The following is a 25,964-nucleotide window of genomic DNA, read 5'->3' as shown; positions in this document are numbered from 1 at the left end:
TGCGGACCAAACAAGAAAGGAACTGGATATGAACGCACACGATCTGATCAAAGAGGCAATTGCCGAGAAGGGCAAGTTCGACAGCGTCTACTGGATTGCTTGCGGTGGCTCCATGATCGATTTGATCCCGGCTCATGAGCTTCTGCAGCGCGAGGCAACCACCTTCACTTCGTATATCTATACGGCTCGCGAGTTTGATATCATGCGCCCGCGCCGCTTAAGCGAGAAATCCCTGGTCATTGCTTGCAGCCACAGTGGCAACACCCCCGAGGTCGTCGAGGGCTGCGAGATTGCCCTTGCTGCCGGCGCTACGGTGATCGCCCAGACCGACAACGCTGGATCCAAGATTGACTCCGGCAAGTGGACCACGTGGGTCTACCCGTGGGGCGAGGGCGTGCCGCAGGCCGAGGTCCCCGCTGGCATTTCGCTGTCGCTTGCGGCCGAGCTGCTCGATCAGCAGGAGGGCTACGCCGATCTTGCCGATATGTATGCCGGTATCGCCGAGATGGATAAGATTCTTCCCCCGGCACGTGAGAAGGTAAATGCCGAGCTAGGTGATCGTTTTGCCAAGCTTTGCCAGGAGCACGAGTTCTTCTACATTCTGGGCAGCGGTCCCAACTTTAGCCAGACCTACGGTTTCGCTATCTGCTCTCTTATGGAGATGCAGTGGCAGCACTGCAGCTACATCCACTCTGCCGAGTACTTCCACGGCCCCTTCGAGGCTACTCAGGATGGCGTTTTTTACTTCCTGCAGATGGGCTCCAGCGAGTGCCGTGCTATGGACGAGCGCGCCCTTGCGTTCCTTAAGACGCATACCGATACGCTGATGGTGCTCGATGCCAAGGAGTACGGTATGGAAGCCGTGCCGGCGAGCGTCCGTGCCTATCTGGACCCGGTGCTGTTCTACGCCATGAACTGCGAGCTGCGTGCTGCACGCGGCAAGGTGTTTGATCACGATCCCGATTTCCGTCGCTATATGGGTGTTGTCGAGTACTAGAAGGGGCAAAGGCCATGGCATTTAACGTTAACGCGCTCGGATTTGGCGACAACGTCGTCGATCGCTACGAGCATATCCACACCATGTATCCCGGCGGCAATGCGGTGAACTTCGCCGTTTATGCCAAGAAATGCGGTGCCGCACGCTCTGCATACATGGGCATTTTTGGCAATGACGCCGCTGCCGAGCATGTCATTGCAAGCCTCGAGGATGAGGGTATCGAGCTTGACAAGTGCGAGCAGATGATTGGCGAGAACGGAGCGGCTCGCGTGACCGTCGTTGACGGTGACCGTGTCTTCCTCGGCTCCAACGAGGGCGGTATCCGTGGCGATGCGCGCTATGTCCTCGATCGCTTTGACCTTTCGTACATGAAGCAGTTCGATGTGGTTCATTCGGGCAACTATTGCTTTACCGAGCGCGAGCTGCCCAAGTTGAAGGCTGCGGGCGTCACGGTCTCTTTTGACTTTTCGGACGACTCCACCGACGAGTACTACGAGCAGATTGCGCCCTACGTCGATTTCGCTTTCTTTAGTGCGGCGGATGCCGCGAGCGAGGACGAGATTCGCGAGCGTCTGGCATGGGTGAAGGGTCTGGGTCCGCGTTTTGTGTCGGCTACGGCGGGCGCCGAGGGCTGCATTGCTTACGACGGCGAGCGTTATTACCGCCAGCTGGCTAAACCGGTAACGGACATGAAGGACACCATGGGGGCGGGCGACTCGTTCCTCACCTCGTTTTTGATGTGCTATCTCGATTCCGTCAAGCGTGGTGAGGATGGCGCCGAGGCCATCGAGCGCGCGCTCGACTTTGCTGCCGGGTTTGCTTCGACCGTGTGCGGCATGGAAGGTTCTTGGGGCCACGGAGCACCAATCGTCGAATAGCTTAAGAAAGCGTACGGCGGTCTGGCTATGAGGCTTTGGACAGCCGATGCAAAACAATAAGCGAAACGCGAAAAGGGGGCTCGCCATGTGGTGGGTCCCCTTTTGAACATTGGAGAAGACCATGGGTATTAAAGCGTGCGCAGCTGGTTTTTGCTGTGCGGACGTCTATCAAAACATCGGCGTGTTCTATCCGACTGGTAATGGCATTGACTGGGGTATCCATCTTGCACGAATGGGCGTTTCGGTATCCGCCGTGTCGGTTGTCGGCAAGGACGAGTACGGAGACAAGATGAGGGAGGCGCTGGCCGCTGAGGGGTTCGATATCTCACATCTGCGGGTGGAGGATGGCGACACCTCGGTGATGCTCATGGCGTTGAAAGACGGCGTCGATCGCGTACATCTCGAGGCAATCGATGGCGTAATGGAGGCATATCGACCGAATGAAGATGACCGGGCGTTTATCCTAGAACATGACATCATTCACACCGACCTGTTTGGCAATTGTTTGGACCTCCTGCCCGAATGGCATGATGCGGGCAAGACGGTGGTTATGGACTTCTCGGTGTTCAGCCAGGATCCCGAATATGCCTGCGAGAACCATTTTCCCTACGTTGACTATGCGTTCATGTCGTTTGAAGAGGACACTCCGGAGCTGCGTGATTGGGTACGTCACGTACAGGAGCTGGGACCGCGGGTGGCAGTTGCCACGCTTGGTGAGAAGGGAAGCATTGCCTATGACGGTGAGCGCTTCTATGAGTGCGGGATCGTGCCGGCGGAGAAGGTCGTTAACACCGTGGGTGCCGGCGACTCGTATATTGCCGGGTTTACCAAGGGCGTGATCGATGGCCTTGATATTCCGGCGTGTATGAAGGCGGGCGCTGAGCTGTCGTCCCGAGTGATTGGTTCGTTTGAGCCGTACTAGGGTCAAATGCCTGGAAAGGAGTACGAAATGGTTATCGACATGTTGGTTCAGCCCATGCTCTACGGCGAGATCTGTACGCCGGGTGATGAGCCTGATGGATTCGGTTTTTGGTCACGAGAATATGGTATGGGGCATATGGGCCCCATGGATTGGGATGAGCTTCAAGTCGAGATGGACGTCTGCGATGTGCAGAAGAGCGTGCTCATGCCGCTCGATGTAACCACGGCATGCGGAGGGCACTTTGGCACCAATGACCAGATTGCCATGCTGGTTGCCGCGCATCCCGATCGTCTGTGGGGATTTGCGAGCGTAGATCCGCAGGTGAGCGGTGCCGCAGACGAATTGGAGCGCGCCTTTACCGAGTTGGGGGCAAAGGGGCTTTGCCTGCATCCGGCAAAGCAGGGTTTTGCCCCCGATGATGCCGTGGCCGAGCCGCTTTACGAGCTGTGCGAGCGCTATAACAAGCCAGTGGTTTTTCATGCCGGTATGTCTTGGGAGCCGGGCGCGGAGCTCTCGCGCAGTAACCCGCTTGCATTTGAGCACACAATCGCAACGCATCCAAATGTGCGCTTTAGTTTGACCCACTTTGGCTGGCCCTGGGTGCGCGAGACCGTGGCGATGCTGCTCAAGTATCCCAACTGCTACGCGGACACCTCTATCACTTACATCGATTCGCCCGAGGAGATGATGCAGCGTCTTTTCACGGTCGATATGGGGCCGCTGTGGTATGAGCGCGCGCTATCGCATCAAGTGATGTTCGCCAGCAATACGCCACGCTTCCGTGCGTTCAAACTCAAGCGGGCGCTCGATACCGTGTCCATGCGCGATGATGCGCGAGAAAGGCTCTACTGGGGTAATGCCCTGCGTTTTCTTGAAGGGGATGAGTGAACATGGTGACGCTCGAGACATTGAGCTATCTATCGACTGCTCCGGACCAGTTCATCGATATTACCGAAGACGTGCACGCTGCCATCGAACGCAGCTCGGTGACGAATGGCTTGGCAGCGATTATTTTGTCGCATACGACCTGTGGAATCGTGGTAAACGAGGGGCTGCCCTGCGTGGAGACGGATCTTATGGAGACGCTTGATCGCATCGCCCCGCTCGATGCCCCCTATGCGCATGCACACTTCCTGCCGAGCTATGGAGCTACCGGCAACAACTCCTGCGGGCATATCAAGAGCATGATTTGTGGAAACAGTTGTTTCTTTCCCGTCCAAGATGGCCACATCGTGTGCGGAGGTGCCCAGAACATCTATCTTGCGGAGTTTGACGGTCCGCAGAAGCGAAAAGTGTACGTCGAGGTGTTGGGGGAGTAACGCCCCTGCAATAGCCCTATGAAGGAGCACGTTATGTCGTTTCTAACTTCGATGTTCAAGACCGAAAAGCCGGTTATCGGAATGCTGCACCTGCGTCCTCTGCCGGGCGATCCACTGTTTTATCCGGGTGGAATCGTATCGCAGGTCGTGGAAGCCGCCAAGCGCGATCTCGAAGCGTTGCAGCAGGGCGGTGTCGATGGCATTTTGATTACCAATGAGCTCTCGATGCCCTATGAGCAGCACGTTTCTCCCTCAACCCTTGCATCGATGGGCTATGTAATCGGGGCTCTGTCCCATGATTTGTCGACCCCTTGGGGAGCTGAGGCTATTTACGATGGTGATGCCACAATCGAGCTGTGCGCTGCCGTCGATGCGCAGTTCACGCGCTGCAATTTTTGCGGTGCCTGGGCCGGTGATCTCGGGCTGATTAACCGAGATTTCGCGCACACCATGCGTCGCAAGGCGGCGCTGCGCTTGGACGACCTCAAGCTTTTTCACTTCATCACGAGCGAGGGGGAGGTTTATCTCAACGACCGCACGACTGCGGACATTGCCGATTCACTTCTCTTTAATTGCCTACCGGATGCGATGGTCATCGGCGGTTCGGCTGCCGGTCGTGGCGCTTCGGGCGAGCTTGCCGATGAGGTTCGCGAGCGTGTTGGCGAAGTGCCTGTGGTATGTGGCACCGGTTGTCGCGAAAATACCGTGGCTGACGTATTTGCTCACTACGATGGCGCGTTTGTCGGCACGTGCTTAAAGCGCGACGGAAAGCTGGATGCCCCGGTTGATGTTGAGCGGGTAGTTCGTTTTATGGCTGCCGCTCGTACGGCGCGGGGGGGAGTAGGCACCTATGGCGTTTTATCTGGGTATTGATATTGGGACAAGCGCCTCTAAAGGCGTTTTGATCGATGATCGATGCAACATCGTTTGCCAGGCCTCTTGTGGACACGAGACGGACAACCCGTGTGATGGATGGTACCAGCATGATGCGGAGGCAGTTTGGTGGGGCGATTTTTGCCGCTTGTCGCGCGAGCTGGTGGTGCGATCGGGGGTTAACGCGGTGCAGATCGGATGCGTCGGCCTTTCCGCATTGGGTTGCGACTGCGTGCCGGTCGATACCGAGTGCAACGCGCTGGCGCCCGCGATTTTGTACGGAGTCGATGCACGTTCGAAGCCGCAGATTGACGAGCTTCTTTCCGAATATGGGTCAGATCGCGCACGCGAGCTTTTCGGGCACGATCCCTGTTCGTCAGATATTGCTCCAAAGATCTTGTGGTTTAAGGAGAATATGCCCGAGGTGCACGAACGTGCTGCGAAGTTCCTGACGGCGTCATCGTTTCTGTGCGCAAAGTTGACGGGGCGTTTTACGGTGGACCGTTATTTGGCGGAGGATTTTCTTCCCCTATATGACCGCTACACTTGGAAGGTTGATGCTCGGGAATGTGCTCGTTTCTGCCGGCCTGACCAGATGGCGGAGGTAATGTCGGCTACCGATATTGCCGGGGTGATTACGCAGCGTGCGGCTGAGGCGACGGGGCTCGCGGCAGGGACACCTGTCTTAGTGGGAACGGGCGACTCTGGTGCCGAGGCCATTTCGACGGGTGTATTCCGTCCCGGCGATATGATGGTTCAGTTGGGGAGTACGGCGTATTTCATCTACCTAGCTGATCATATGATCGATGATGCCCGTCTGTGGCCAGGGACGTTTATCATTCCCGGAACTTACGGGATCTGCGCGGGGACCAATACGGCGGGTGCGCTCACATCGTGGCTGCGCCAAGAGCTGTATCGCGACGCCGTAGAGGCCGAGGGCCACGGTGGCCCCGATGCATATTCGGTTATGGCGCATGATGCCGCCGACGTGGCGCCGGGTGCCGATGGGATCCTGTGTCTGCCGTACTTTGCGGGGGAGCGTACTCCGCTCAACGATCCCGAGGCGCGTGGCGTCTTCTTTGGCTTGACCGGAAGGCATACGCGAGCCCATATGGTTCGCGCCGCCTTGGAAGGCGTCGCGTATACCGTTGCATCCCATGTCGACATTATCGAGCGAGAGCATGGACTGCCAATTGGGCGCATTATGCTTGTCGGAGGTGGAACCAAGAATCCAGTTTGGATGCAGGCTATCGCCGACGTATGCGGGCGCGAGGTCTCGGTTGCCAAGGTTACGGTGGGCGCATGCTTCGGCGATGCCATCATGGCAGCTCTCGCAGGTGGCGCCTATGCATCATGGGATGAGCTCGCCCAAGTCCTTGGCGTTGCGCAAACAATCGTACCCGATATGGCTGCCCACGAGTTATATGCGTCGCGCCGCCATATCTTTGACGAATTGTATGCACGCAACCGTGATCTCATGCACGAATTGGTGTAATGCTGCCGAATTGTACTGCCTTCCAAAATAGGGACTGCGTTGTGCGATTCGCATGTCCCTTGGCATTTTTGCCCTCAGGGGTTAGCGAAGGTCAAAAACAGAGTGCGCATTTGCTAAAACTACCGACTCGATGCGCTTTGCGTCACAGTTTTTGAGTGAGGCAATGCGCATCGAGGCCCTTGCGAGCGATTTGATGAGCGACTGCGCGCTTGTTTCTGTGTTTGGCTCGGCCGGCGCATCGGTCTCGAGCAGTAGACGGTCGAGTGGAATCTGTCGGGCATATTCGCGGCCGCGCTTGGTGGCGAGCATACGCTCGTTCACGGAAAAATAGCAGCCTGCGTTTCGCGCGCGGACGAGTTCGTCCGAAGTACCGCTAAACCAGTGGAAGATGATAGCGGGGGAGTCGGGGTTTGGGATGAGTAGTCCATACGATTCGAGGACGTCCAGTACGGTTCCTGCCGAACGAACGGCGTGAATTGATATCACACGCCCGACAAGAGGATGCTGCACGAGCGCATCGCAGAGCCGGTCAAGCGCCTGTATTTGTAGCGGCTCGCTTCCTGCAAAGCGTGCGGAAAAGTCGAGTCCCACCTCGCCGATGTAGCGCTCTTGGGCAGCAACTTCGCAAAGCAGGTTGACTTCGGCGGGACCGCAGCGACCGTCGGCGAGCCACCAGGGATGGAGGCCGACGCCCGCGATAATGTTTGGGTAGCGGCTGGCTCGCTTTTTTGTTGCCGCGAAGTCGCGTGGGTCGACTCCGCAATCAAAGACCCCCAACCCTATAGCCGCAGTTTCGTCGGCAACAGCATTCGGGTAAGTCATCAAATCAAGATGGCAGTGTGCATCAAATAACCGGGGCTCCATCTCGGCGCACTCCGCTAGTCCAGGCGCTGGCCGTCGGCGCGCACGCGCTCGGTGCCGCGTCCGCTGATCTGTCGGATAACCTCGCCGGCAATCATCTGGCCCATGATGGGCGGCATAAAGCTCGCGGTTCCCAGCTCGGTACGCTCGTGGATGTTGGAAGGGTCGCGAGGCTGTGTCTTAACCGATTCCTCGCAGCTAAACAACACGCGAAGGCTCTTGATGCCATGCTTTTTGCACTCTTTGCGCATGATGCGGCTCATGGGGTCACGTACCGTATCGAAAATGTCGGCAAAGCGGAGGCACTCGGGATGGAGCTTGTTGGCCCCACCCATGGAGCTAACCAAACGAACGTCGTGGTCCTGAGCATATTTGGCAATGGTGAGCTTGGCCGAAATGGTGTCGATGGCGTCGACGACGTAGTCGAGCTTGCCGTCCGTCTGCTCCAAAACGTTCGCGAAGAACTCATCAATGTTGTCGCTCAACAGGTATTCGGTACGCTTGATGACGGTGGCGGCGGGGTTGATATCGTTGATCATGGCTTCCATTACGTCCACCTTGCGCTTGCCGATGGTGCTGTGAAAGGCGATGGCCTGGCGGTTGATGTTGCTGGGCGCGATGATGTCCTTGTCCAGGATCACAAAATGGCCGATGCCGCCGCGGGCGAGCGCTTCGCAGCAGTTGGATCCCACGCCGCCGCAGCCGAGCACCAGCACCGTGGCGTTGGCGAGTTTATCAAGCGCCTCGCGGCCCATGATGATCTCGAGCTTTGTGTCGCGTGTCTCGACGGGAGCTGCAGCTGCGGTTTCGGTCATAGATATCCTCCGATGGGGAAGCGGATCGAGTTTTGGCTAATGTCATTATAGGGACTATCACGATTCCATTTGAGCCCTAGGGGCTTGTTGAAATGAGATCGGGATTCGCATAAGATGAAGCAGATGGCACCCGTTGCCGCGGGTTAGCCAACTCCGAAACACGTTTATGGCGTGAGAAGTGGCCGTCTTCGCACTACGCGGGGGCGGCTATTTTTTTGAGTATAAGATTAGATAATTAGACAAACATCTAAATACCGAGTATAGTGTGCGCGTCGAACGAAATGCTGAGAGGAGGTCCTATGCCGGGAGAGGGTTTTAAAGCGCTGGCTGATCCTACGCGGCGGCGCATTTTGGAACTGCTGCGCGAGGGCAGCTGCACGGCAGGGGAACTTGCTGCGCATTTTGACATTAGCAAGCCGTCATTGAGCCATCACTTGTCGACGCTCAAAAGCGCCGGGTTGGTGACCGACGAACGTCATGGCCAAAGCATCGTTTACAGCTTAAACACCACCGTCATGCAGGACTTGATCGGTTGGTTTATGGGCTTTACAAACACGGAAGGTGATAAGGATGAATAACGAAAACAAGGGCATTCACGCCACGGGGGTATCGTCGCGCGCGTGGGCCATGCTTGTTGTGGTCTGCGCTATTAATGTTGCTGCGCATCTCTGGGTGATGCCGAGCTTGCCGGCGCAGATTCCCACGCACTGGGGCGCGAATGGCGCCGTCGACGGTTGGGGTCCTAGCTGGATGGCCTCCGCGCTCGGCGTGCTGCCTCTGGCGCTTCTCGCAATGTTCTACGTGGTGCCGCGCATCGATCCCAAAGGTGAGGCATATCGAACCTCGGGCAAGTTCTATCAGGGCTTCGTAATCGCCTTCACCTTGTTCATGTGCGCCATAAGCTGGCTGGGAGAGCTTACGGTCTGGGGCGTTGTGCCGGCGGTCGGTTCGGTCAACGTGCTGATTTCCGGTGCTGTCGGTTTGCTGTTCATCGGCGTAGGCAACTACTTGCCGCGCGTAAAGCAGAACTATACGCTCGGTATCAAGACGCCCTGGGCGCTTGCCGATCCCGAGAACTGGCGCCGTACGCAGCGCTTTGGCGGTGCTTGCTTTATGGTGCTGGGCGTTGGTCTGATTGTGATGGGTGTGGCGGGCAGCGTGCTATCGAGTGAAGTCGTCGCCACAGTGATTGCGGTGCTGGCGTTTGGATCGGCCGGAGCTGCCTACGTCTACTCGTATCTGCTGTGGCGCAAGTCTCAGCGGGCTGTTCGGTAAGGTTGCGGAAAACTAGCGTACGCAGTTCATATTTTGTTCCGGGGGACTTTTCCCAGGTAGTATTAGGGGGTGTGGGCAACCATGCCCCTTTTCGTTACGTTTCAGAGCTGATTTCCTCATTTCGTTTCTACTAAAGCGAAACAAGAATAGGGAAACGGCAGGTAGAAAGGATAAAACAGGCAAATGGCAGAGTTTATCTACCAGATGTATCAGGCTCGCAAGGCCCATGGCGACAAGGTAATCCTTGACGACGTGACCCTGAGCTTCTACCCCGGTGCCAAGATCGGCGTCGTGGGCCCCAACGGCATGGGCAAGTCGACCCTGCTCAAGATTATGGCCGGTATCGAGGAGGTCTCCAACGGCGATGCCAGGCTTACCCCCGGCTATACCGTGGGTATCCTGCAGCAGGAGCCGCCGCTCGACGACGACAAGACCGTCATCGAGAACGTGCGCATGGCGTTTGGCGACATGATCGCCAAGGTCGATCGCTTCAACAAGATCGGCGAGGAGATGTGCGACCCGGATTGCGACATGGACGCCCTCATGGCCGAGATGGGAAAGCTCCAGGACGAGATCGACGCCGCCGACGGCTGGGATATCGATTCCAAGCTCGGCCAGGCCATGGACGCCCTCCAGCTGCCTGATTCCGACATGCCGGTCAACGTGCTCTCCGGCGGTGAGCGCCGTCGCGTGGCGCTGTGCAAACTGCTGCTCGAGGCTCCCGACCTGCTGCTGCTCGACGAGCCCACCAACCACCTGGACGCAGAGTCGATCCTGTGGCTCGAGCACTTCCTGCACAACTACCAGGGTGCGGTCCTTGCCGTCACGCACGACCGCTACTTCCTGGATAACGTTGCCGAGTGGATCTGCGAGGTCGACCGCGGCCATCTCTACCCCTACAAGGGCAACTACTCCACGTATCTGGAGACCAAGGCCGCCCGAATCGAGGCGCAGGGCAACCGCGACGCCAAGCTCGCCAAGCGCATGGAGGCCGAGCTCGAGTGGGTACGCAGCTCGCCCAAGGCCCGTCAGGCCAAGAACAAGGCCCGTCTGGCTCGCTACGAGGAGATGGAGGCCGAGGCCCGCGCAAGCCAGAAGCTCGACTGGACCGACATCTGCATCCCTGTGGGCCCGCGTCTGGGCAACAAGGTGCTCGAGGCCCATCATCTGCACAAGGAGTTCGACGGTCGTGTGCTCATCGATGACCTTTCGTTCACCCTGCCGCGCAACGGCATCGTGGGCGTCATCGGCCCCAACGGTGTGGGCAAGACCACGCTGTTCAAGACCATTGTGGGTCTGGAGCCGCTGACTTCGGGCGAGCTCGAGATTGGCGAGACCGTCAAGATTTCCTATGTCGATCAGAACCGTTCTGGCATCGACCCCGATAAGAACCTGTGGGAGGTCGTCTCGGACGGCCTGGACCACATGATGGTCGGCGAGACCGAGGTTCCGAGCCGTGCTTATGTGGCGAGCTTTGGCTTTAAGGGCCAGGACCAGCAGAAGCGCGCTGGCGTACTCTCCGGTGGCGAGCGCAACCGTCTGAACCTGGCGCTCACGCTCAAGCAGGGCGGCAACCTGCTGCTCCTCGACGAGCCTACGAACGACCTCGACGTCGAGACGCTGTCCTCGCTCGAAGCGGCGCTGCTCGAGTTCCCGGGCTGCTCGGTGGTCATTAGCCACGATCGTATGTTCCTGGACCGCGTTGCCACGCACATCCTGGCGTGGGAGGGCACCGATGAGAACCCGGGCAACTGGTATTGGTTTGAGGGTAACTTCGAGGCCTATCAGGCCAACCGCATCGAGCGCCTGGGCGAGGACGCAGCCCAGCCGCATCGTATTCACCGCAAGCTCACGCGTGACTAGTAGCAAGTAGAAAGGCCGCCAGCAAGGGCGGCCTTTCTTGTAGCAATTGCACTGCAGCTATGCCCTGGCTGCTGGTTTGATTCATAATCAAAGTCATCTCTTTGGGATTAAAGCCCGTTTTTGCTATGAGTGATTTTCTAATTCCGTTTAAAACGTAAAGACGTATTGGGTTACAAGGACATAAGCAAATCGAATTGAAATATAACCAGTGCTGTAACGTTACAAAAAAGGTTATAGAATAGGAGTATCTTATAAGTCGCTCCTCTATCCTCTAGAAAGAAGAACATATGCTTTCGCGTCGTCGTTTTCTGCAACTTGTCGCGTCTTCAATTGTCGCCTTGGCCGCACGTCCGAAAGAGGTTTTTGCTTCGACGGGCAATATTGATGGTGAGCAGATACAATTTACTTCAGAAATTGCGCAAGAGCTTGCCGATAAATATATAAAGGGACTCCTCGGCTCTTCGTATACGCCTTCTGACCCTATTCCTTTTGTAGACGTTGATGGGTCCCCGCTTGGCTACATTGTTCCGGTTGTGACATTCAATAGAGCCGCGGGCTATTTGGTTTTAGATGCTTCAGATGATGAAATACTTACGGGATATCGTTTTGGAGACGGCTTAGTCAGCCCTATGGATCGGGGAGGAGATCTTGGTGTTGAGTCTTATTCTTTCAATAACCCAGTCGTAATGATCAATCCATTCGAATTCGGTGTGCAATCTTTGGACGGTTCAATAACAACAAATTGCGGACGAACAATCCCGGCTGTTTCCATAGAAGGACGGCCTGTCGTTTTATCGAATAAACCTTCAAGCTGGAACGATGTCGTAATTTACGCAACTCAAATGCAGGATTACACAGTATCTGGATTTCGTTCCATTTCTCAGTTTATGTCATATGATGAAAGCGAGATTAAGAGGCTTACTGCCCACTATGCTTGTATGGTGACAGCATTTTCGAACGTTGCGGAACTGTATGGCATTGCCAATTTATATAGCGACCCTTCGCAATATATGCAGATATGGAATTACACCAATACCCATGCTCTTTCCGATGAAGAACAGACTGTTCCCGGCGTTGTTTTGGGCGGAACGCCGATATCAACCTGTGCAACGGGGTTTACAAATTACTGCGCAAGCAGAGGAAGTACTCTTATCGCCCGCACTGTCTCCTCTCCGGCTATCGCGAGCATTCAAAATGAGATTAACTCTAATAGACCGAATGTTTTACATGCGAGTTTGTACAACGGATCAGCCCATTCTGTAACAGCGGAGGCTTACGCCACACTTACTGGTAAGAAAACTGGAGAGACAAGGCAGATGATTGGCATAGCGGACGGCTGGAATTCATCTTTATCCTTCCTGAAGTATGATCAGAGCTATTATGCGTGGACTTATGGAACGACTTTTTCGAAGTAGGGCGATTCGTCTAGCTCTGTCTTTGGTGCTGATGGCTTCATTGGTGGGCTGTTCAACAAAGGAAGAGATATCGCGCGGAGGTTCCGGAGAAGTGACTGCGACAGACTCAGGTTCATTAGAAATAGCTGGCGGGCATGCCGATGTGATGTTACAAGGAAAAGGCGTGCTTAGGTCGATTGATGCTGAAGACGCTGTCTGCTCAATAGAGGATTTGAAGACAGGTGAAACTGCATCGTACCGAGTTTCAGATAATGCTGCGAATATGATTGAGTCGATACCGACTGGAGCGCAGGTTTCTTTTAGATACTTTGCTCCGCAACTTGAGGATGAGCTTGCTTCTCTGGTGTCTATATGCGCCGATGACAACTAAAAGGCCTGAATTCAAACGGCCTCGGATGGTCAATTGGCTATCCGAGGCCGCTTTTTACTCGACCGGGGCTTCGACCTTGTCGATGGCCCAGGTGGCTCCGAGGCCGCCGGTGGTGTTGCGGCGAATGCGTACGGTGACTTCGTGGCGTTTGCCGGCCTGTGTGTAGCGCAGGGGGAAGCTCGCGCGGTTACGGCCGGCCTCGATGGTACCGCGCTCGCGAGCGATCCAGTAGTACTCGCCGACGATGCCGAGGGTGTCGGCGCCGTAGGGGAGATAAGTCGACAGCTGGTGCAGCAGCGGGCTAGGGCAGAAGACCTCGGTCGCGAAATCGATGGGGAAGTCCCCGGGGATGGTCGGTGCTGCGGGAGCGGGGGCCGGTGCTGAATTGGGGACCGGAGTCGGTGCAGGTGTGGGAGCCTGGTCACAGGCGGGTGCGGATGCGGACTCAATGACAAGTGCAGACTCAGATGCCGCTTCTGGCTTAGCTATGGAATCTGTCGGTTCCACGGAGATGGACGTGTCTTCGGTCCCGGTTTTGGCATCGGCCTGCGGAGTGTCCTCTGCCTCGACGTTCGGCTTGGCCTCGACCGGCGTGGATACCATGGTGGTGATGCCGGCGTTGGCGTTCTCGGGGTCGTAGACAACCGTGAGCGAGATGGCAGGCTGGGGCGCCTCGGGCTCCGGTGCTGCCTCGGCAGCATCTTGATCCGCGAGCTCGTCGGACTGATTGTCCTCGGTGTTGTCGCCAAAGACATCGTGGTTCTGGAACACGGGCGCCTCGGGCTGGCCAGCCGCCTCTTCGGTTGTCGACTTGGGGGCCTTGTTGAGCTCCGCAGTGGCTTCCTGCTCGGATATGACTTCGGGATCGGTCGTGGCGGCGATTTCGGTTTCGGCCTCTGCTGTTACTCCAATAGCGACTTCGATCTCTGTCTCGGGCTCGGGTTCCGGCACGGCTCCAACCATGGCTTCGGGCTCGGGACGCTTAACGTGCTTGGGGCGCACGGCCTTCAGGTCCTTCTTGCCGCGCTTCTTCTTTTTGTAGGACTGCTTGGCGCCCTTGGTAGCTTTGCGCTTGTCCTCGCCCTTGGCAAGGGCGGCATCCCATGCCTCGTTGGCGATGACGGTGGCATACAGGCGGCCGCCTTTGAAGACGGTCAGCTTAATGCAGTCGTTAAGCTCCTCGAGCAGCTCGCGCGTGGACTCAAAGCCTAGGTCATAAGCAGTCATGTCGTCTGCGGCGAGCGCCTCCTCGACCTGTGTCATAAATGTTTGCTTGCCGCATCCAATCGCATCGCGCAGCAGGCGATACAGATAGATGTGGTTGCCCAGCGCAAGCGTGGGTCTAACTATTGTCTTGCTCATGGCAAATCTCCTCTTTACATAGGTAAAGCATCTTACCATCGCAGAGCTTTCGCCATGGCGGCGCCCAAGGCAAACGGGCGCGAACCGCTGTCGATTCGCGCCCGTTATACAGGTCGGTTATCTATGAGAGGCAAATGTGCTTAGTTGCCCGATGCCGTGCCTTGGCTCGAGTTGTCGGATGCCGTGCCAGACGCGGTTCCGCTCGAGCTGTTCGAGCTGTTGGTGTTGCTGCTGTCTGCTGTGCCCGTTCCCGAAGTGCTGTCGCTCGTCTGGCCGCCCGTGCTCGGCTGCGAACCGTCAGTCGTTTGGCTTGAGTCGGTCGTGCCGGACGGCGTGCTGTTGTTGGCCGTAGAGGAATCGGTGCCCTGCGATTGGCTTTGGGTGTTCGAGGACGAATTGGCAGAGGTAGAACTCTCTTGCGTATCGTCCGTCTTTGCCTGCTGATCCTGCGACTGGGTGTTGCCATCTGCATCGCTCTCGGTCGTGCGCGACGAAAGGATCGGCTCGGGACGCTCGCCCAGACCCTCACCGGCAGTGGTTATAAGGATGGCGCCGGCGCAGGCGATAACCGCGACGATGGCGATGGCGATCGAGAAGATGATGACCTTCTTTTGCGTCTGGCTGCGCTCTTCCGCCGCCTTGGCGCGTAGGCTGTTGGGGGCGACGCGCGTCGTGGTCGCGCGTCCCGCGACCTGGCGCATCTCCTGCGTAGTCGCGGCGCCGCCCAGGTGCTCCTCGGCATTAAGCTCAACGGGCTCATAGGCGCCGGCGGGGTAGTCAACGGCGGCGTGCGTACCTTTGAGGGCTTCGGCGCTGGCAGAGATAAAGTGGCGGTAGACCTGCGAGGACACAACGGTGATGACCGAGCTCACGGCGGCACCAATTACTGAACCAGCGATACCAATCTTGGAGGCAAGCGCGACGCTCGTGGCGGCAGCTGCGGCGCCGGCGATGATCTGGGGAATAGAAATGTCGTCGAACAGGCCCTTTTTGGGCGCGATGGCCATGGTCTGTCCGATGGAATGGTTCTCGTGTGCGCCGTTGTTGAGCGATGCCGGTGTCATGACTCGCGTGCGCGGTGCGTCGGTATATTCAGTCGTCATACGGGGTCCTCCCGGTTCGTTTAGTGCTGCGACAGGTTGTTCAGCCTTAAGGGTACCCAGTCGGTGTGAACCGGAGATGGATTCGCCCGCAACACCATCAACTCACCAAAGCGCGAAACTTCTCCTCAGGCTGATCGAATGAAGACGGGGCGAATCGTTCGGATGTCGAAAGGAAGGTTGACCGGATTTGAAATCCCGTGGAATAATCGGGCTCGCGGCGCTGTTGCTTGCGCCGGGTAGGGAGCGTCATGAAAATCCTTAAGCGGATCAACAACAATACGGTTATCTGCGTAAACGCCAAGGGCCGTGAACTCGTGGCAATTGGCCGCGGTATCGGGTTTCCCAATGGCCCCGATGAGGCCACACTCGATAAGATCGAGCGAACCTTCTACGGTGTCGACTCGCGCTACCTAGCGCTGCTCGACGAGATCGATCCTCAGGTGATGGAGTTCTCCGCCCAGATTGCCGATATCGCTCGCTCCAACATCTCGCGCGAGCTCTCGGCAAACCTTCCCTTTACCATGGCTGACCATATCGCCTTTGCCATCAAACGCTGCCGCGAGCATATGTTTGTGCAGATGCCGCTCTCCTATGATGTGCAGCAGATGTACCCCATTGAGTACAAGATCGCCAAGTTCGCGATCGAGGGCATCAACCGCGGCTTCAACGTCAAGATGCCGCGGGGGGAGGCGAGCGGTATCGCGCTCTGTATCGTCAACAGCGTGGTCGCCTCGTCTTCAAAGGCCAAATCCAATACGGTGCGTAAGGACGAGGTGATGCTCGAGAGCTTCACCAAGATTATCGAATCCGAGCTGGGGGTTTGCGTGGACCGCGACGGCTTTGACTTTTGCCGTTATGCCACGCACGTGCGCTACCTGTTAGAACGCGTGCAGACAGGAGAGCCCCTCAACACGGAGAACGGCGCGCTTTACGGACCGCTCTGCGAGCAGCATCCCGACGTGGCCGTGTGCGTCGACCGCATGGCCGCGCTTATCGAAGAGCGCTTTGACGCCGGGCTCGCCGATGAAGAGAAAGTCTACCTGATGCTCCACGTCAATCGCGTCTGCGCGGGATCTAGGTCCTAATCGACCGCTCGCCGCTGAAATTTGACCGTTGGCCGGTTTCGACTTTCGTAAAAGCAACTGTTGGATGTAGTTTCATAGTCACATAAGGTGTTATTCGAGAAGAGCCTCGAAGCATGACGTAGACAGTTCCCTGTCCGCTTTGTGCTTTGGGGCTCTTCTGTTTTCGTCTTCTTCTTGCTTTTCTCGATTTGCCTCGTGTCAGGCCTGCCGTAATCGGTTCTTCGCGTGTGCGCAAACGGGAAGACAGAAAAGCAAGGGAGTTCAGCTATGACTGACAATAAGAAAATCGCAGCGGACGTGCTCGAGGCCGTCGGTGGCAAGGAGAACGTGACGTTTGTTGCGCACTGTATGACGCGCCTGCGTTTTAACCTCAAAGATATCGATGCCCCCGATATCAAAGAAGTGAAGAAGATTGGCGGTGTGTTGGGTGCTCAAATCTCCGGAGGGCAGTTCCAGGTAATCGTGGGCCAAAACGTGCCCAAGGTTTATGACGAGCTCTGCAAGATCGGCGGCTTTGCCAAGCAGGACGCCATCGACGAGAACCTTGATGCTCCTAAGCAGAAGCTCACACCTAAGGTTATTGGCAATAACATCCTCAACTACCTGTCAAGCTCCATGGTGCCTATGATCCCCGTCCTAATGTGTGCTGGCCTGTTCAAGACCGTAGCGGTGGTGCTGGGACCTACGATGGCGGGCGTGCTGTCCGACACAAGCGACCTTTATGTTCTGATGAACATGGTTTATGACGCAGCGTTCTATTTTATCCCCATCTACCTTGGCTATAATGCGGCTAAGAACATTGGCGTAACGCCTGTCCTCGGTGCCTTTATGGGCGGCATTCTTATCGACCCGACCATGATTCAGCTTGCGACCGATGGAGCTCAGTTCTCCGTTTATGGCATTCCCTGCGTCGCCGCAAACTACACAAAGACGGTTCTTCCCATTCTTCTGTCCGTGTGGGCGATGAGTTATATCGAGCGCTTCTTCCGCAAATATGTGCCAGATACCCTTTCAACGGTTTTCGCGCCTTTCCTTACCATGGTCGTCGCTGTTCCTGTGTCTCTCTGCGCTCTCGCCCCTGTTGGTTCATGGGCCGGTAATGCCCTCGCCGCCGGTTTTGAGTTCCTTGGTACTTCCGGTGGTATCGCCGCCATCCTCGGAGGAGGTATTCTGGCGGGTCTTTGGTGCCCAATGATTATTACCGGCATGCATGTGGCGGTTGCGATGATTGCCATCGCTAACTATATGACTGTGGGAACCGACAGCTTTGTTTTGGTTGCGACGGGCGTTAGCCTTTGGGCGACCTTCGGCTGCGAGGTGGCGACCTGGCTCAAGCTGCGCGATAAAGACGAGAAGAGCATGGCATTCGGCTATTTGGTTGCAAACATTGTCGGAGGCGTCGGCGAGCCTTTCATCTACGGCATGATGCTGCGCTATCGCCGCGTGTTTGTCTGGAAGATTATCGGATCCTTTGTTGCCGGTGCGCTTGCAATCGCTCTCGGAGCCACGGTTTATACTGCCGGCGCGGCATCTAACTTCTTGGAGTTCCTCGCGTTTGCGGGCGGCGGGCCCCAGAATCTCATCAACTTTGGAATCGCTGCTGGTGCAGGCTTCCTTGTGAGCGCCTTGGGCACGTATTTCCTGGGCTTTACGGCGGATGAGCTCGAGAATGGCCCCGTTTCCGAGCGTTAAGTTTTCTACGGCCTGCGTGTGGCAGGACGCATTGGAAGGGCGTCCATGACGCCCTTCTCTTGTTGTATTTCTATTTCCGATGTTTGGGCGGCGTGTGCCGCGAAGAGTTGGAGTTGGAATGAACATAGAGTTTGGAATCTCGAAGATTGACGTAACACCCCAGTCTCCTTGCCGCATGGGCGGCTACAACAGAAAAGGTGCCTGGACGGATGTTCTTGATCCTATTGAGGTCAACGCTAGCGCTGTCTGTGTTGATCTTGTCCCGTTTATTCTTATCGAGCTCGATTCAATAATGGTGTCGAAAGAATTTTCCCTTTCGGTCAAGAACGCCGTATCGTCAAAAACGGGCATCGATTCGAGCAATATCGTCGTCGCATGCATTCATACCCATTCTGCACCATGCTATTTTAAGCTTGCCTACGAGGACACGTTACCTGAAACCGAATTGACGAGTGATTTGACTGGCTTGGCTACCGAGGCGGCGGTATCTGCATGGGCGTCCAGGTCGAAGGCGACCGTATCGATGGAGATGTTAGGCATCGAGGGACTGTACGGGAATCGAAATGTTCAGGGCGGTCCGGCCGATAAACAGGTAAGTATTTTCTCGTTTGAGGACGCTCAAGGCGGTCGCCCAATTGGAAAAATGCTGTTCATGTCCGCTCATCCTACCATCCTTAATGGGAAAAGCGCCGTCCTCTCTGCTGATTTGATTGGGCATGTCAGGCAGCGTTTGGAGAGGAAATATGGCTGTCCTGTACTTTGCGTCAACGGAACGTGCGGGGATGTGTCGACGCGTTTCTATCGGCAAGGGGAGGGAATTGCCGAACTCGAGCGCACGGCTAACGAACTTTGCGCTCAAATTGAATCCAAGCGTGAGCGCGCGGCACTCAGAGTTGATACTCCGCGTTGGGGCTCTATCAGCATGAAGAGTGTCTACGATGCAAAAACAGATCCGGATTGGATCGAGATGACCAATCGGGTAGAGGCTATGGATGCGAGCCCGATGCGAGACTTTCTCCTTAAGCGGCAACAACTTAAGCTCTCGATGGGGAAAATCGAGCTTGAGCTTCCGAGCCAGTTTGCGGTAATTGGTAACTGCATTTTTATCACGATGCCATGCGATACGTGTAGCACATTAGGCTTGGATTTTAAGAGGGCGTTTAGCCAATACAACGTCTTTGTTATCGGCTATGCGAACACGTACTGCAACTACCTTGTGCCTCAGGAAGACTACGGCAAGTATTTTGAAACCTACAACTCGCGAACGCCGCGCGGGGTTGCCGATGCGTTCGTTGCGCGAATCATTCAGGCGGTCGGTGCCGCACTATAGCAGGCGCTATAGACCATCGTGGTAGATGAACCGGTCAGGATTATACGGAGCATGTATTGTGTCAATCATTGAACCTCTCATCCAACAAGTCCTTATCATGTTTTTGCTCATGGGAATGGGCTACGCTCTAAACCGCTTGGGCATATTGAGCGAGCAGGCTGCAATAGAATTCGGAAAGTTGCTCATCAACCTTGTGATTCCCGCAATCATTCTCAAATCATTTTGGATCGAGTATTCGTTTCAGAGGATGTATGAGTTGGGAATGACCTTAATGCTGTCGGCGGCGATGTTGTTGCTCGCTTGCGTTGTTGCCCGCCTGTTGTTCAGGGGCCGTCCCATCGACATTTTTGCTGCGGCATTCTCGAATGCTGGATTTGTGGGAATACCCCTTGTTGAAGCGGCGCTTGGAAAAGATGCCGTGTTTTTCATCACGTGCATGATCGCTCTTCTCAATGCCATGCAATGGACATACGGGCAGTATCTGCTGTCGGGGTCTAAAAAATGTATGAGTCCTAAAGCGATCCTGACAAGTCCAATGGTCATGGCTTTATTGGGCGGTTTCTTGATTTTTACCCTTCGTGTCCCAACGGTCCCTCTGGCACAGTCAGTGCTTTCGTATATCTCGGGGCTCAACACTCCGCTAGCAATGATGACTCTCGGTATCTATCTTGCTCAGTCTGATTTGATGGCGCTCCTGAGGGCGAAAAGCTTGTTTGCCGTCTCATCGGTCAGGCTGCTTGTCATTCCGATTCTTTCGCTCCTGTTCCTATGTCTCTTTCCATGTGATAGGTCAATTAAGATGGCGCTGCTGATTGCGGCTGCGACCCCCACCGGCGCGAATGTAGCTATCTTTGCCCAGCAGCATAATAAGGACTATCGATATGCATGTGGAACAGTCTGTGTTACCACCCTTCTGTCTATGTTCACTATGCCAGCGATAGTGTCCTTGTCTCAGCTAGTGCTCTAGGCGCTATGCCACGCACCTGCGGATGAACGCTTCGTGGCGGTCGATTATGGCCGGGGCCCAACAATCCGGACCGCCGTCGATCGTGCTGGCAACAGATGCTATCAACTCATCAAGGGGGCTTGCTATCATTGGCGCACTAGCTTGATGCTAAACTGAATTAATGATTGCGAGGTGGTTTACGTGATGTACCCGTATATGACATTCGAAGATGGTACCGAGGTCATTCATTCTGACCTGATCACAGATGGCGATATCGAAAAGGTCATCGTGCATTTTGAACGACCGACGGCAGAGGGTTTCGACTCCGCTCGTTGCGAGCTGCCTTCTTACAATTGGACCATGTGGGAGGGGCGTTTTACCGACGAGGAGAAGCGAGGTTTTGAGACTTTTCTGAGCAATAACGCCCATCTGCTGTATCGCTACGCCGCAAACGGAGGAGCTAAAGTTGCCTAGCCTTTTTCTTATTGGCGGCTATCGGGTCTTCTTTTGGTCCAATGAAGCGGGCGAGCCAATCCATGTCCATGTTTGCAAGGGGACGCCTTCAGATAACTCGGCCAAAATCTGGCTGACTCGAAGAGGTGGCTGCATTGTCGCTAATAACAAAGCGAAGATCCCCCGGAGCACGCTTGATGACCTCTGTGAAATCATCGCCGCTCAGCATGAATTGATTTGCTCTAAATGGAAGGCATTTTTCCTTGTGGACGAGATCTCGTTCTACTGCTAAACGTCATCCCGGCTTCTCTTTTCCAATTTTAATCATGAGCTTGTCCCATCTGTGCTGATTGAACTTGACAGTACAATGGAGGCGGACTTTCTTGCCGCTGCTCGTTGCGGCTAAACGGATGTGTTGGAGCTCGCATGAACGATTTTCTAAACGGTCAAGTTAAGAACGACGGCTTTTTGCGTGTGGCGGCGGCCTCGCCCAAGATTCGCGTTGCCGATGTCGAGGGCAATGCAGAGGTTGCGTTGGCGGCTGTTCGCGAGGCTGCCGAGCACGGTGTTCGTGCTCTGGTGCTGCCCGAGCTCAACTTGTGCGGCTATACCGCGGCCGATCTGTTCCATAACCGCACATTACTGCATGCCTGCGAGGCGGCACTTGTGCACATCCTCGATGAAACCCGTGAGTTGCCGATCGTCTTTACCGTTGGTTTGCCCGTTGCGGTGACAGAAAACATCTACAACTGCGCCGCCGTGTGCTGCGCGGGCGAGCTTTTGGGTCTTAGCGCCAAGAAGTATTTGCCCAACTATGGCGAGTTCTATGAGCGCCGCTGGTTTGCTCCGGCGCCTGCGGATCCCGTGTGGGTTGAATTTGCCGGTCAGGGTCCGGTCCCGCTGGGTTCGGGGCTTGTCTACCGTTGCTGTGATGAGGGCGCCGAGGATATGGTGCTGGGCGTTGAGGTCTGTGAGGACCTGTGGGTGCCGGCGCCCCCTTCGACCGAGATGGCGCTTGCCGGTGCCACGGTGATCCTCAACCCGTCGGCCTCGGACGAGATTATCGGCAAGGCAGATTACCGCCGCAGCCTCATCTCCAATCAGAGCGCGCGCCTGTACTGCGCCTATGCCTACGCGGACGCGAGCGAGGGCGAGTCCACGACCGACATGGTCTTTGCGGGCGAGAACCTTATCTACGAAAACGGCTCCAAGCTTGCCGCGACCAAACTGCTTACCTGCGATATGGCCATCGCCGACGTTGACCTTGACCGTCTGGTTGCCGAGCGCCGCCGCTCGACGACGTGGACGCGCGCCGACGATGCGCCGGAGGCCACGACCGTTGAGTTTTCGTTTGAGGGCGTGTTGGCCGAAGAACCTGTCCTGCGCGATGCCTGCGATATCGACCGCGTTTTCCCGCGCGCGCCCTTTGTGCCGGCCGACCATGGTGACCTGGCCGAGCGCTGCGAGACCATTCTCGACCTGCAGACTGCGGGTCTCAAGACACGCCTTGCCCACACGGGCACCAAGGCGGCTGTTATCGGTCTTTCGGGTGGCTTGGACTCCACGCTGGCGCTGCTTGTGACTGTGCGTGCTTTCGATGCACTGGGGCTGCCGCGCACGGGTATCACGGCGGTCTCCATGCCCGGCTTTGGCACGACGCACCGCACCAAGTCCAATGCCGAGTCGCTCGCCCGCGGCTTGGGTGTGAGCTTTCGCGAGGTTTCGATCCACGCGGCCGTGGAGCAGCACTTCAAGGACATCGAGCACGATTCGGCCGTGCAGGACGTGACCTACGAGAACAGCCAGGCCCGCGAGCGTACGCAGATTCTGATGGACCTGGCCAACCAGGCTGGCGGCTTTGTCATCGGCACCGGAGACCTGTCGGAGCTTGCGCTCGGCTGGGCCACCTATAACGGCGACCATATGAGCATGTACGCCGTCAACGCGAGTGTCCCCAAGACGCTCGTGCGCCATCTGGTGCGCTATGCGGCCGATGTCTTTGGCGGGCGCATTGCCGAGGTGCTGCTCGATATCCTCGATACGCCGGTGTCCCCCGAGCTTTTGCCGCCCACGGGCGATGGCGAGATTGCGCAGAAGACCGAGGATTTGGTGGGCCCGTACGAGCTGCACGATTACTTCCTCTACTACCTGCTGCGTTTTGGCTTTGAGCCGGGCAAGATCTACCGCATGGCGCTCAAGAGCTTCGAGAGCGTCTACGACGCCAAGACCGTCCACGCGTGGTTGAGTACGTTCTATCGTCGCTTCTTTGCCCAGCAGTTTAAGCGCAGCTGCTTGCCCGATGGTCCCAAGGTGGGCTCGGTGACGCTCAGCCCGCGCGGCGATTGGCGTATGCCGAGTGACGCCAGCTCGCGTCTGTGGCTTGCGCAGATCGACGCGCTCAATGCAATTGACTAAGGTTGGCTAAATTGAACCAATGCGGGGTTTGTAAGCGTTACACTTTTGCAATCTGATGGCCCGTATCGCGCGGCGCTCTTGTCGGAGCGCCGCGTTTTTTATATCGAAAGGTGGCACCATGCAGACATCGCAGCGTCTCGACCGCTTTGGCGTGGAGGTTTTCGCCTCGCTCAACAACAAGCTCCTCGCGCTGAAGGCCCAGGGCAAGACCATTTACAACATGAGCGTGGGTACGCCCGACTTTAAGCCGTACGACCACGTGGTCGAGGCGCTCACGCAAGCAGCCCAAGATCCCGAGATGTGGAAGTATGCCCTGCGCGACCTGCCCGAACTCAAGCAAGCCGTGTGCGATTACTATGAGCGTCGCTTTGGCGTTTCGGGCATTACGCCGTCCATGGTGCAGTCGTGCAACGGCACGCAGGAGGGCGTGGGCCATTTGGGCCTGGCCCTGCTCGATCCGGGTGACACCATTCTGGTTCCCGATCCGTGCTACCCGGTCTTTGAGGCGGGTGCCAAGATCGCCGATGCCAAGCTCGAGTACTATCCGCTGGTTGCCGAGCACAATTACCTGCCCTATGTGGCGGGCATCGATCCCGAGGTGGCCGATCGTGCCAAGTACATGATTGTGTCGCTGCCCGCCAACCCGGTGGGCTCGGTGGGCACGCCCGAGGTCTACGAGGAGATCATCGCTTTCGCCCGCGAGCACAACCTGCTCATCGTCCATGACAACGCGTACTCCGACATCGTGTTCGACGGCGATCCGGGTGGAAGCTTCTTGCAGTACCCTGGCGCGCTCGAGGTGGGCGTTGAGTTCTTCTCGCTCTCCAAGTCGTTTAACGTCACCGGCGCGCGCATCGGCTTTTTGGTCGGTCGCGAGGATGTGGTCTCGGCTTTTGCCAAGCTGCGCGGCCAGATCGACTTCGGTATGTTCTTCCCGATCCAGAAGGCTGCCATCGCGTGCCTCAACGGTCCGCGCGATGAGGTCGAGGCGCAGCGTCTGAAGTACCAGGTGCGCCGCGATGCCCTGTGCGACGGTCTTGAGGGCTTGGGCTGGGAGCGTCCCAACGCGCATGGCTCCATGTTTGTGTGGGCCAAGCTTCCTGGTGGTCGCACCGATTCCATGGCGTTTTGCGAGGAGCTCATGGAGAAGGCCGGCGTTGTGGTGACGCCGGGTGCGAGCTTTGGTCCTTCGGGCGAGGGGCACGTGCGCATGGCGCTGGTCCTGCCGCCCGATCAGATCGCTCTGGCCGTCGAGGCTATTCGCGAGGCGGGTCTGTATTAGAAATCCATTTAGGCGCGTCAATAGCTCGAAACCGATTTCGTGCAGTTATTTTACGAATCCTGCAAATAATTTCGGTAAACGGTCGATATTTGGCTGCGAATAGGAGCATAATCAAAGTCCCGATTGGATATATTGGGATTACGACAAGCCGCTCGGGGTCGTTCCCGGGCGGTTTGTTTGTGGAGCGAGATGGGAGTTTCTAATGGTTAATGAGAAGAAGGTCGCTATTGTCGGCTGCGGTTTCGTCGGCTCGTCTTCGGCGTTTGCGTTGATGCAGAGTGGTCTGTTCTCCGAGATGGTCCTCATCGACGTGGACAAGAACCGCGCCGAGGGTGAGGCCCTGGATATCGCGCACGGCATGACGTTTGCCGAGCCGATGAAGATCTACGCCGGCGATTATTCCGATGTCGCCGACGCTGCCATGATCGTCGTCACCGCTGGCGCTGCCCAGAAGCCCGGTGAGACCCGCCTGGACCTGGTCAACAAGAACGTCAGCATCTTTAAGTCCATTATTCCCGAGATTAAGAAGTCTGGCTTCGACGGCATTCTGCTCATCGTCTCCAACCCGGTCGACGTTCTGACCTACGCCGCCATCAAGATGTCCGGCCTTCCTGAGGGCCATGTCATCGGTTCGGGCACTGTACTCGACACCGGCCGTCTGCAGCAGATGCTCGGCGCCCACGTCGAGGTTGACCCGCGCGATGTCCAGGCCTACGTCATGGGCGAGCACGGCGATTCCGAGTTTGTCGCTTGGTCCAGCGCTCAGGTTGCCGGCGTGCCGCTGAACACCTTCTGCGAGCTTCACGGCCATCTGGAGCATGAGACTGCCGAGAAGCGCATCGCCGAGGACGTCAAGAACTCCGCTTACACCATCATTGAGAAGAAGCACGCCACCTACTACGGTGTCGCCATGGCCGTCAAGCGCATCTGCACCGCTGTCATGCGCGATGAGCAGACCGTTCTGCCCGTCTCCTCGCTCATGGTGGGCGAGTATGGCCTGTCCGATCTTGCCATCTCCATGCCGACCGTCGTTGGCCGCGACGGCGTTGTCTGCCGCGTTCCCGTGCCGCTGAACGATGACGAGCAGCATGAGCTTACCGCCTCCGCCAAGGCCCTCAAGGACATCATCGACAGCGTCGACTTCTCCTGCTAAATCGAGCTCGCCAGAGCGAAAAGCTACAATGAAGGCGTCCGGGTCCACACGGCCCGGGCG

Annotated in this window: 25 protein-coding genes; 21 read left to right on the top strand and 4 right to left on the bottom strand. The window is 56.8% G+C overall.

Annotated features, from left to right (window positions below; translation table 11 throughout):
- The first annotated feature begins 28 nt into the window (after nucleotides 1-28).
- The 7 genes from DWV32_RS04535 to DWV32_RS04505 all read left to right on the top strand — a co-directional run bounded on the left by DWV32_RS04535 (nucleotide 29) and on the right by DWV32_RS04505 (nucleotide 6,484).
- Nucleotides 29-997, top strand: a complete 969-nt coding sequence (locus DWV32_RS04535; RefSeq protein WP_117757366.1) for an SIS domain-containing protein — start codon at nucleotides 29-31, stop codon at nucleotides 995-997.
- A gap of 14 nt (nucleotides 998-1,011) precedes the next feature.
- A complete protein-coding gene (locus DWV32_RS04530; protein ID WP_117757365.1) occupies nucleotides 1,012-1,875 on the top strand; it encodes a PfkB family carbohydrate kinase in 864 nt (287 codons plus the stop codon).
- Between the two features lie 121 nt (nucleotides 1,876-1,996).
- Nucleotides 1,997-2,797, top strand: coding sequence for a fructoselysine 6-kinase (frlD, locus tag DWV32_RS04525; RefSeq protein ID WP_117757390.1), 801 nt, complete (start codon nucleotides 1,997-1,999; stop codon nucleotides 2,795-2,797).
- Between the two features lie 27 nt (nucleotides 2,798-2,824).
- Nucleotides 2,825-3,685 carry an amidohydrolase family protein gene (locus tag DWV32_RS04520; protein WP_233540401.1) on the top strand — a complete coding sequence of 287 codons (861 nt, stop codon included), beginning with the start codon at nucleotides 2,825-2,827 and terminating at the stop codon, nucleotides 3,683-3,685.
- Between the two features lie 2 nt (nucleotides 3,686-3,687).
- Complete coding sequence (locus DWV32_RS04515) at nucleotides 3,688-4,116, top strand: secondary thiamine-phosphate synthase enzyme YjbQ (protein ID WP_117735290.1); 429 nt, start codon at nucleotides 3,688-3,690, stop codon at nucleotides 4,114-4,116.
- An 18-nt stretch (nucleotides 4,117-4,134) separates the two neighbouring features.
- Nucleotides 4,135-4,989: a BtpA/SgcQ family protein gene (locus DWV32_RS04510; RefSeq protein WP_117757363.1), complete on the top strand. Its 855-nt coding sequence runs from the start codon at nucleotides 4,135-4,137 to the stop codon at nucleotides 4,987-4,989.
- Complete coding sequence (locus DWV32_RS04505; RefSeq protein WP_117757362.1) at nucleotides 4,967-6,484, top strand: FGGY-family carbohydrate kinase; 1,518 nt, start codon at nucleotides 4,967-4,969, stop codon at nucleotides 6,482-6,484. Before DWV32_RS04510 ends, DWV32_RS04505 begins: the two co-directional genes overlap by 23 nt.
- A gap of 81 nt (nucleotides 6,485-6,565) precedes the next feature.
- Here DWV32_RS04505 and DWV32_RS04500 read toward each other — a convergent pair whose 3' ends face one another.
- Nucleotides 6,566-7,348 (bottom strand): TatD family hydrolase, encoded by a 783-nt coding sequence (locus DWV32_RS04500; protein WP_117757361.1) that lies wholly within the window; start codon nucleotides 7,346-7,348, stop codon nucleotides 6,566-6,568.
- A 14-nt stretch (nucleotides 7,349-7,362) separates the two neighbouring features.
- Nucleotides 7,363-8,160, bottom strand: coding sequence for a ThiF family adenylyltransferase (locus DWV32_RS04495; protein ID WP_117757360.1), 798 nt, complete (start codon nucleotides 8,158-8,160; stop codon nucleotides 7,363-7,365).
- 299 nt (nucleotides 8,161-8,459) lie between these two features.
- Between DWV32_RS04495 and DWV32_RS04490 the strand changes: the two genes are divergently transcribed.
- The 5 genes from DWV32_RS04490 to DWV32_RS10115 all read left to right on the top strand — a co-directional run bounded on the left by DWV32_RS04490 (nucleotide 8,460) and on the right by DWV32_RS10115 (nucleotide 13,083).
- On the top strand, nucleotides 8,460-8,738 hold the full coding sequence (locus DWV32_RS04490; protein ID WP_147346213.1) for an autorepressor SdpR family transcription factor: 279 nt from the start codon (nucleotides 8,460-8,462) through the stop codon (nucleotides 8,736-8,738).
- Nucleotides 8,731-9,435: an SdpI family protein gene (locus tag DWV32_RS04485; RefSeq protein WP_117757358.1), complete on the top strand. Its 705-nt coding sequence runs from the start codon at nucleotides 8,731-8,733 to the stop codon at nucleotides 9,433-9,435. Before DWV32_RS04490 ends, DWV32_RS04485 begins: the two co-directional genes overlap by 8 nt.
- 183 nt (nucleotides 9,436-9,618) lie before the next feature.
- Nucleotides 9,619-11,298 carry an energy-dependent translational throttle protein EttA gene (ettA, locus tag DWV32_RS04480; RefSeq protein ID WP_117757357.1) on the top strand — a complete coding sequence of 560 codons (1,680 nt, stop codon included), beginning with the start codon at nucleotides 9,619-9,621 and terminating at the stop codon, nucleotides 11,296-11,298.
- A gap of 287 nt (nucleotides 11,299-11,585) precedes the next feature.
- Entirely contained in the window at nucleotides 11,586-12,713 is a 1,128-nt protein-coding gene (locus tag DWV32_RS10120) for a hypothetical protein (RefSeq protein WP_147327747.1), read from the top strand.
- Nucleotides 12,714-12,744: 31 nt separating this feature from the next.
- The gene (locus tag DWV32_RS10115) at nucleotides 12,745-13,083 is read left to right on the top strand and encodes a hypothetical protein (protein ID WP_147346212.1); all 339 of its coding nucleotides are present in this window, start codon (nucleotides 12,745-12,747) and stop codon (nucleotides 13,081-13,083) included.
- Between the two features lie 54 nt (nucleotides 13,084-13,137).
- Here DWV32_RS10115 and DWV32_RS04470 read toward each other — a convergent pair whose 3' ends face one another.
- The gene (locus DWV32_RS04470; protein WP_117757356.1) at nucleotides 13,138-14,445 is read right to left on the bottom strand and encodes a hypothetical protein; all 1,308 of its coding nucleotides are present in this window, start codon (nucleotides 14,443-14,445) and stop codon (nucleotides 13,138-13,140) included.
- A 140-nt stretch (nucleotides 14,446-14,585) separates the two neighbouring features.
- Entirely contained in the window at nucleotides 14,586-15,548 is a 963-nt protein-coding gene (locus tag DWV32_RS04465; protein ID WP_117757355.1) for a hypothetical protein, read from the bottom strand.
- A gap of 248 nt (nucleotides 15,549-15,796) precedes the next feature.
- Between DWV32_RS04465 and DWV32_RS04460 the strand changes: the two genes are divergently transcribed.
- The 9 genes from DWV32_RS04460 (at nucleotide 15,797) to DWV32_RS04420 (ending at nucleotide 25,904) form a co-directional block, all read left to right on the top strand.
- Nucleotides 15,797-16,633, top strand: a complete 837-nt coding sequence (locus DWV32_RS04460) for a PRD domain-containing protein (protein WP_117757354.1) — start codon at nucleotides 15,797-15,799, stop codon at nucleotides 16,631-16,633.
- Between the two features lie 267 nt (nucleotides 16,634-16,900).
- Complete coding sequence (locus tag DWV32_RS04455; RefSeq protein ID WP_117757353.1) at nucleotides 16,901-18,325, top strand: PTS transporter subunit EIIC; 1,425 nt, start codon at nucleotides 16,901-16,903, stop codon at nucleotides 18,323-18,325.
- A gap of 118 nt (nucleotides 18,326-18,443) precedes the next feature.
- Nucleotides 18,444-19,655 carry a hypothetical protein gene (locus DWV32_RS04450; RefSeq protein ID WP_117757352.1) on the top strand — a complete coding sequence of 404 codons (1,212 nt, stop codon included), beginning with the start codon at nucleotides 18,444-18,446 and terminating at the stop codon, nucleotides 19,653-19,655.
- Nucleotides 19,656-19,713: 58 nt separating this feature from the next.
- A complete protein-coding gene (locus DWV32_RS04445; protein WP_158566060.1) occupies nucleotides 19,714-20,622 on the top strand; it encodes an AEC family transporter in 909 nt (302 codons plus the stop codon).
- A 183-nt stretch (nucleotides 20,623-20,805) separates the two neighbouring features.
- Nucleotides 20,806-21,075: a hypothetical protein gene (locus DWV32_RS04440; protein WP_117635421.1), complete on the top strand. Its 270-nt coding sequence runs from the start codon at nucleotides 20,806-20,808 to the stop codon at nucleotides 21,073-21,075.
- Complete coding sequence (locus DWV32_RS04435; RefSeq protein ID WP_117757350.1) at nucleotides 21,068-21,346, top strand: DUF4160 domain-containing protein; 279 nt, start codon at nucleotides 21,068-21,070, stop codon at nucleotides 21,344-21,346. Before DWV32_RS04440 ends, DWV32_RS04435 begins: the two co-directional genes overlap by 8 nt.
- Nucleotides 21,347-21,480: 134 nt before the next feature.
- Nucleotides 21,481-23,469, top strand: a complete 1,989-nt coding sequence (locus DWV32_RS04430) for an NAD(+) synthase (RefSeq protein ID WP_117757349.1) — start codon at nucleotides 21,481-21,483, stop codon at nucleotides 23,467-23,469.
- Between the two features lie 118 nt (nucleotides 23,470-23,587).
- Nucleotides 23,588-24,751 carry a pyridoxal phosphate-dependent aminotransferase gene (locus DWV32_RS04425; protein ID WP_117757348.1) on the top strand — a complete coding sequence of 388 codons (1,164 nt, stop codon included), beginning with the start codon at nucleotides 23,588-23,590 and terminating at the stop codon, nucleotides 24,749-24,751.
- Nucleotides 24,752-24,953: 202 nt separating this feature from the next.
- Nucleotides 24,954-25,904 (top strand): L-lactate dehydrogenase, encoded by a 951-nt coding sequence (locus DWV32_RS04420; RefSeq protein ID WP_117757347.1) that lies wholly within the window; start codon nucleotides 24,954-24,956, stop codon nucleotides 25,902-25,904.
- Nucleotides 25,905-25,964 lie beyond the last annotated feature (60 nt).

Source organism: Collinsella sp. AF04-24, from assembly GCF_003465685.1.
GTDB classification, from domain to species: domain Bacteria; phylum Actinomycetota; class Coriobacteriia; order Coriobacteriales; family Coriobacteriaceae; genus Collinsella; species Collinsella aerofaciens_AP.
Note: the sequence above shows the minus strand (reverse complement) of the source record. Positions and strands in the feature narration are given on the sequence as shown.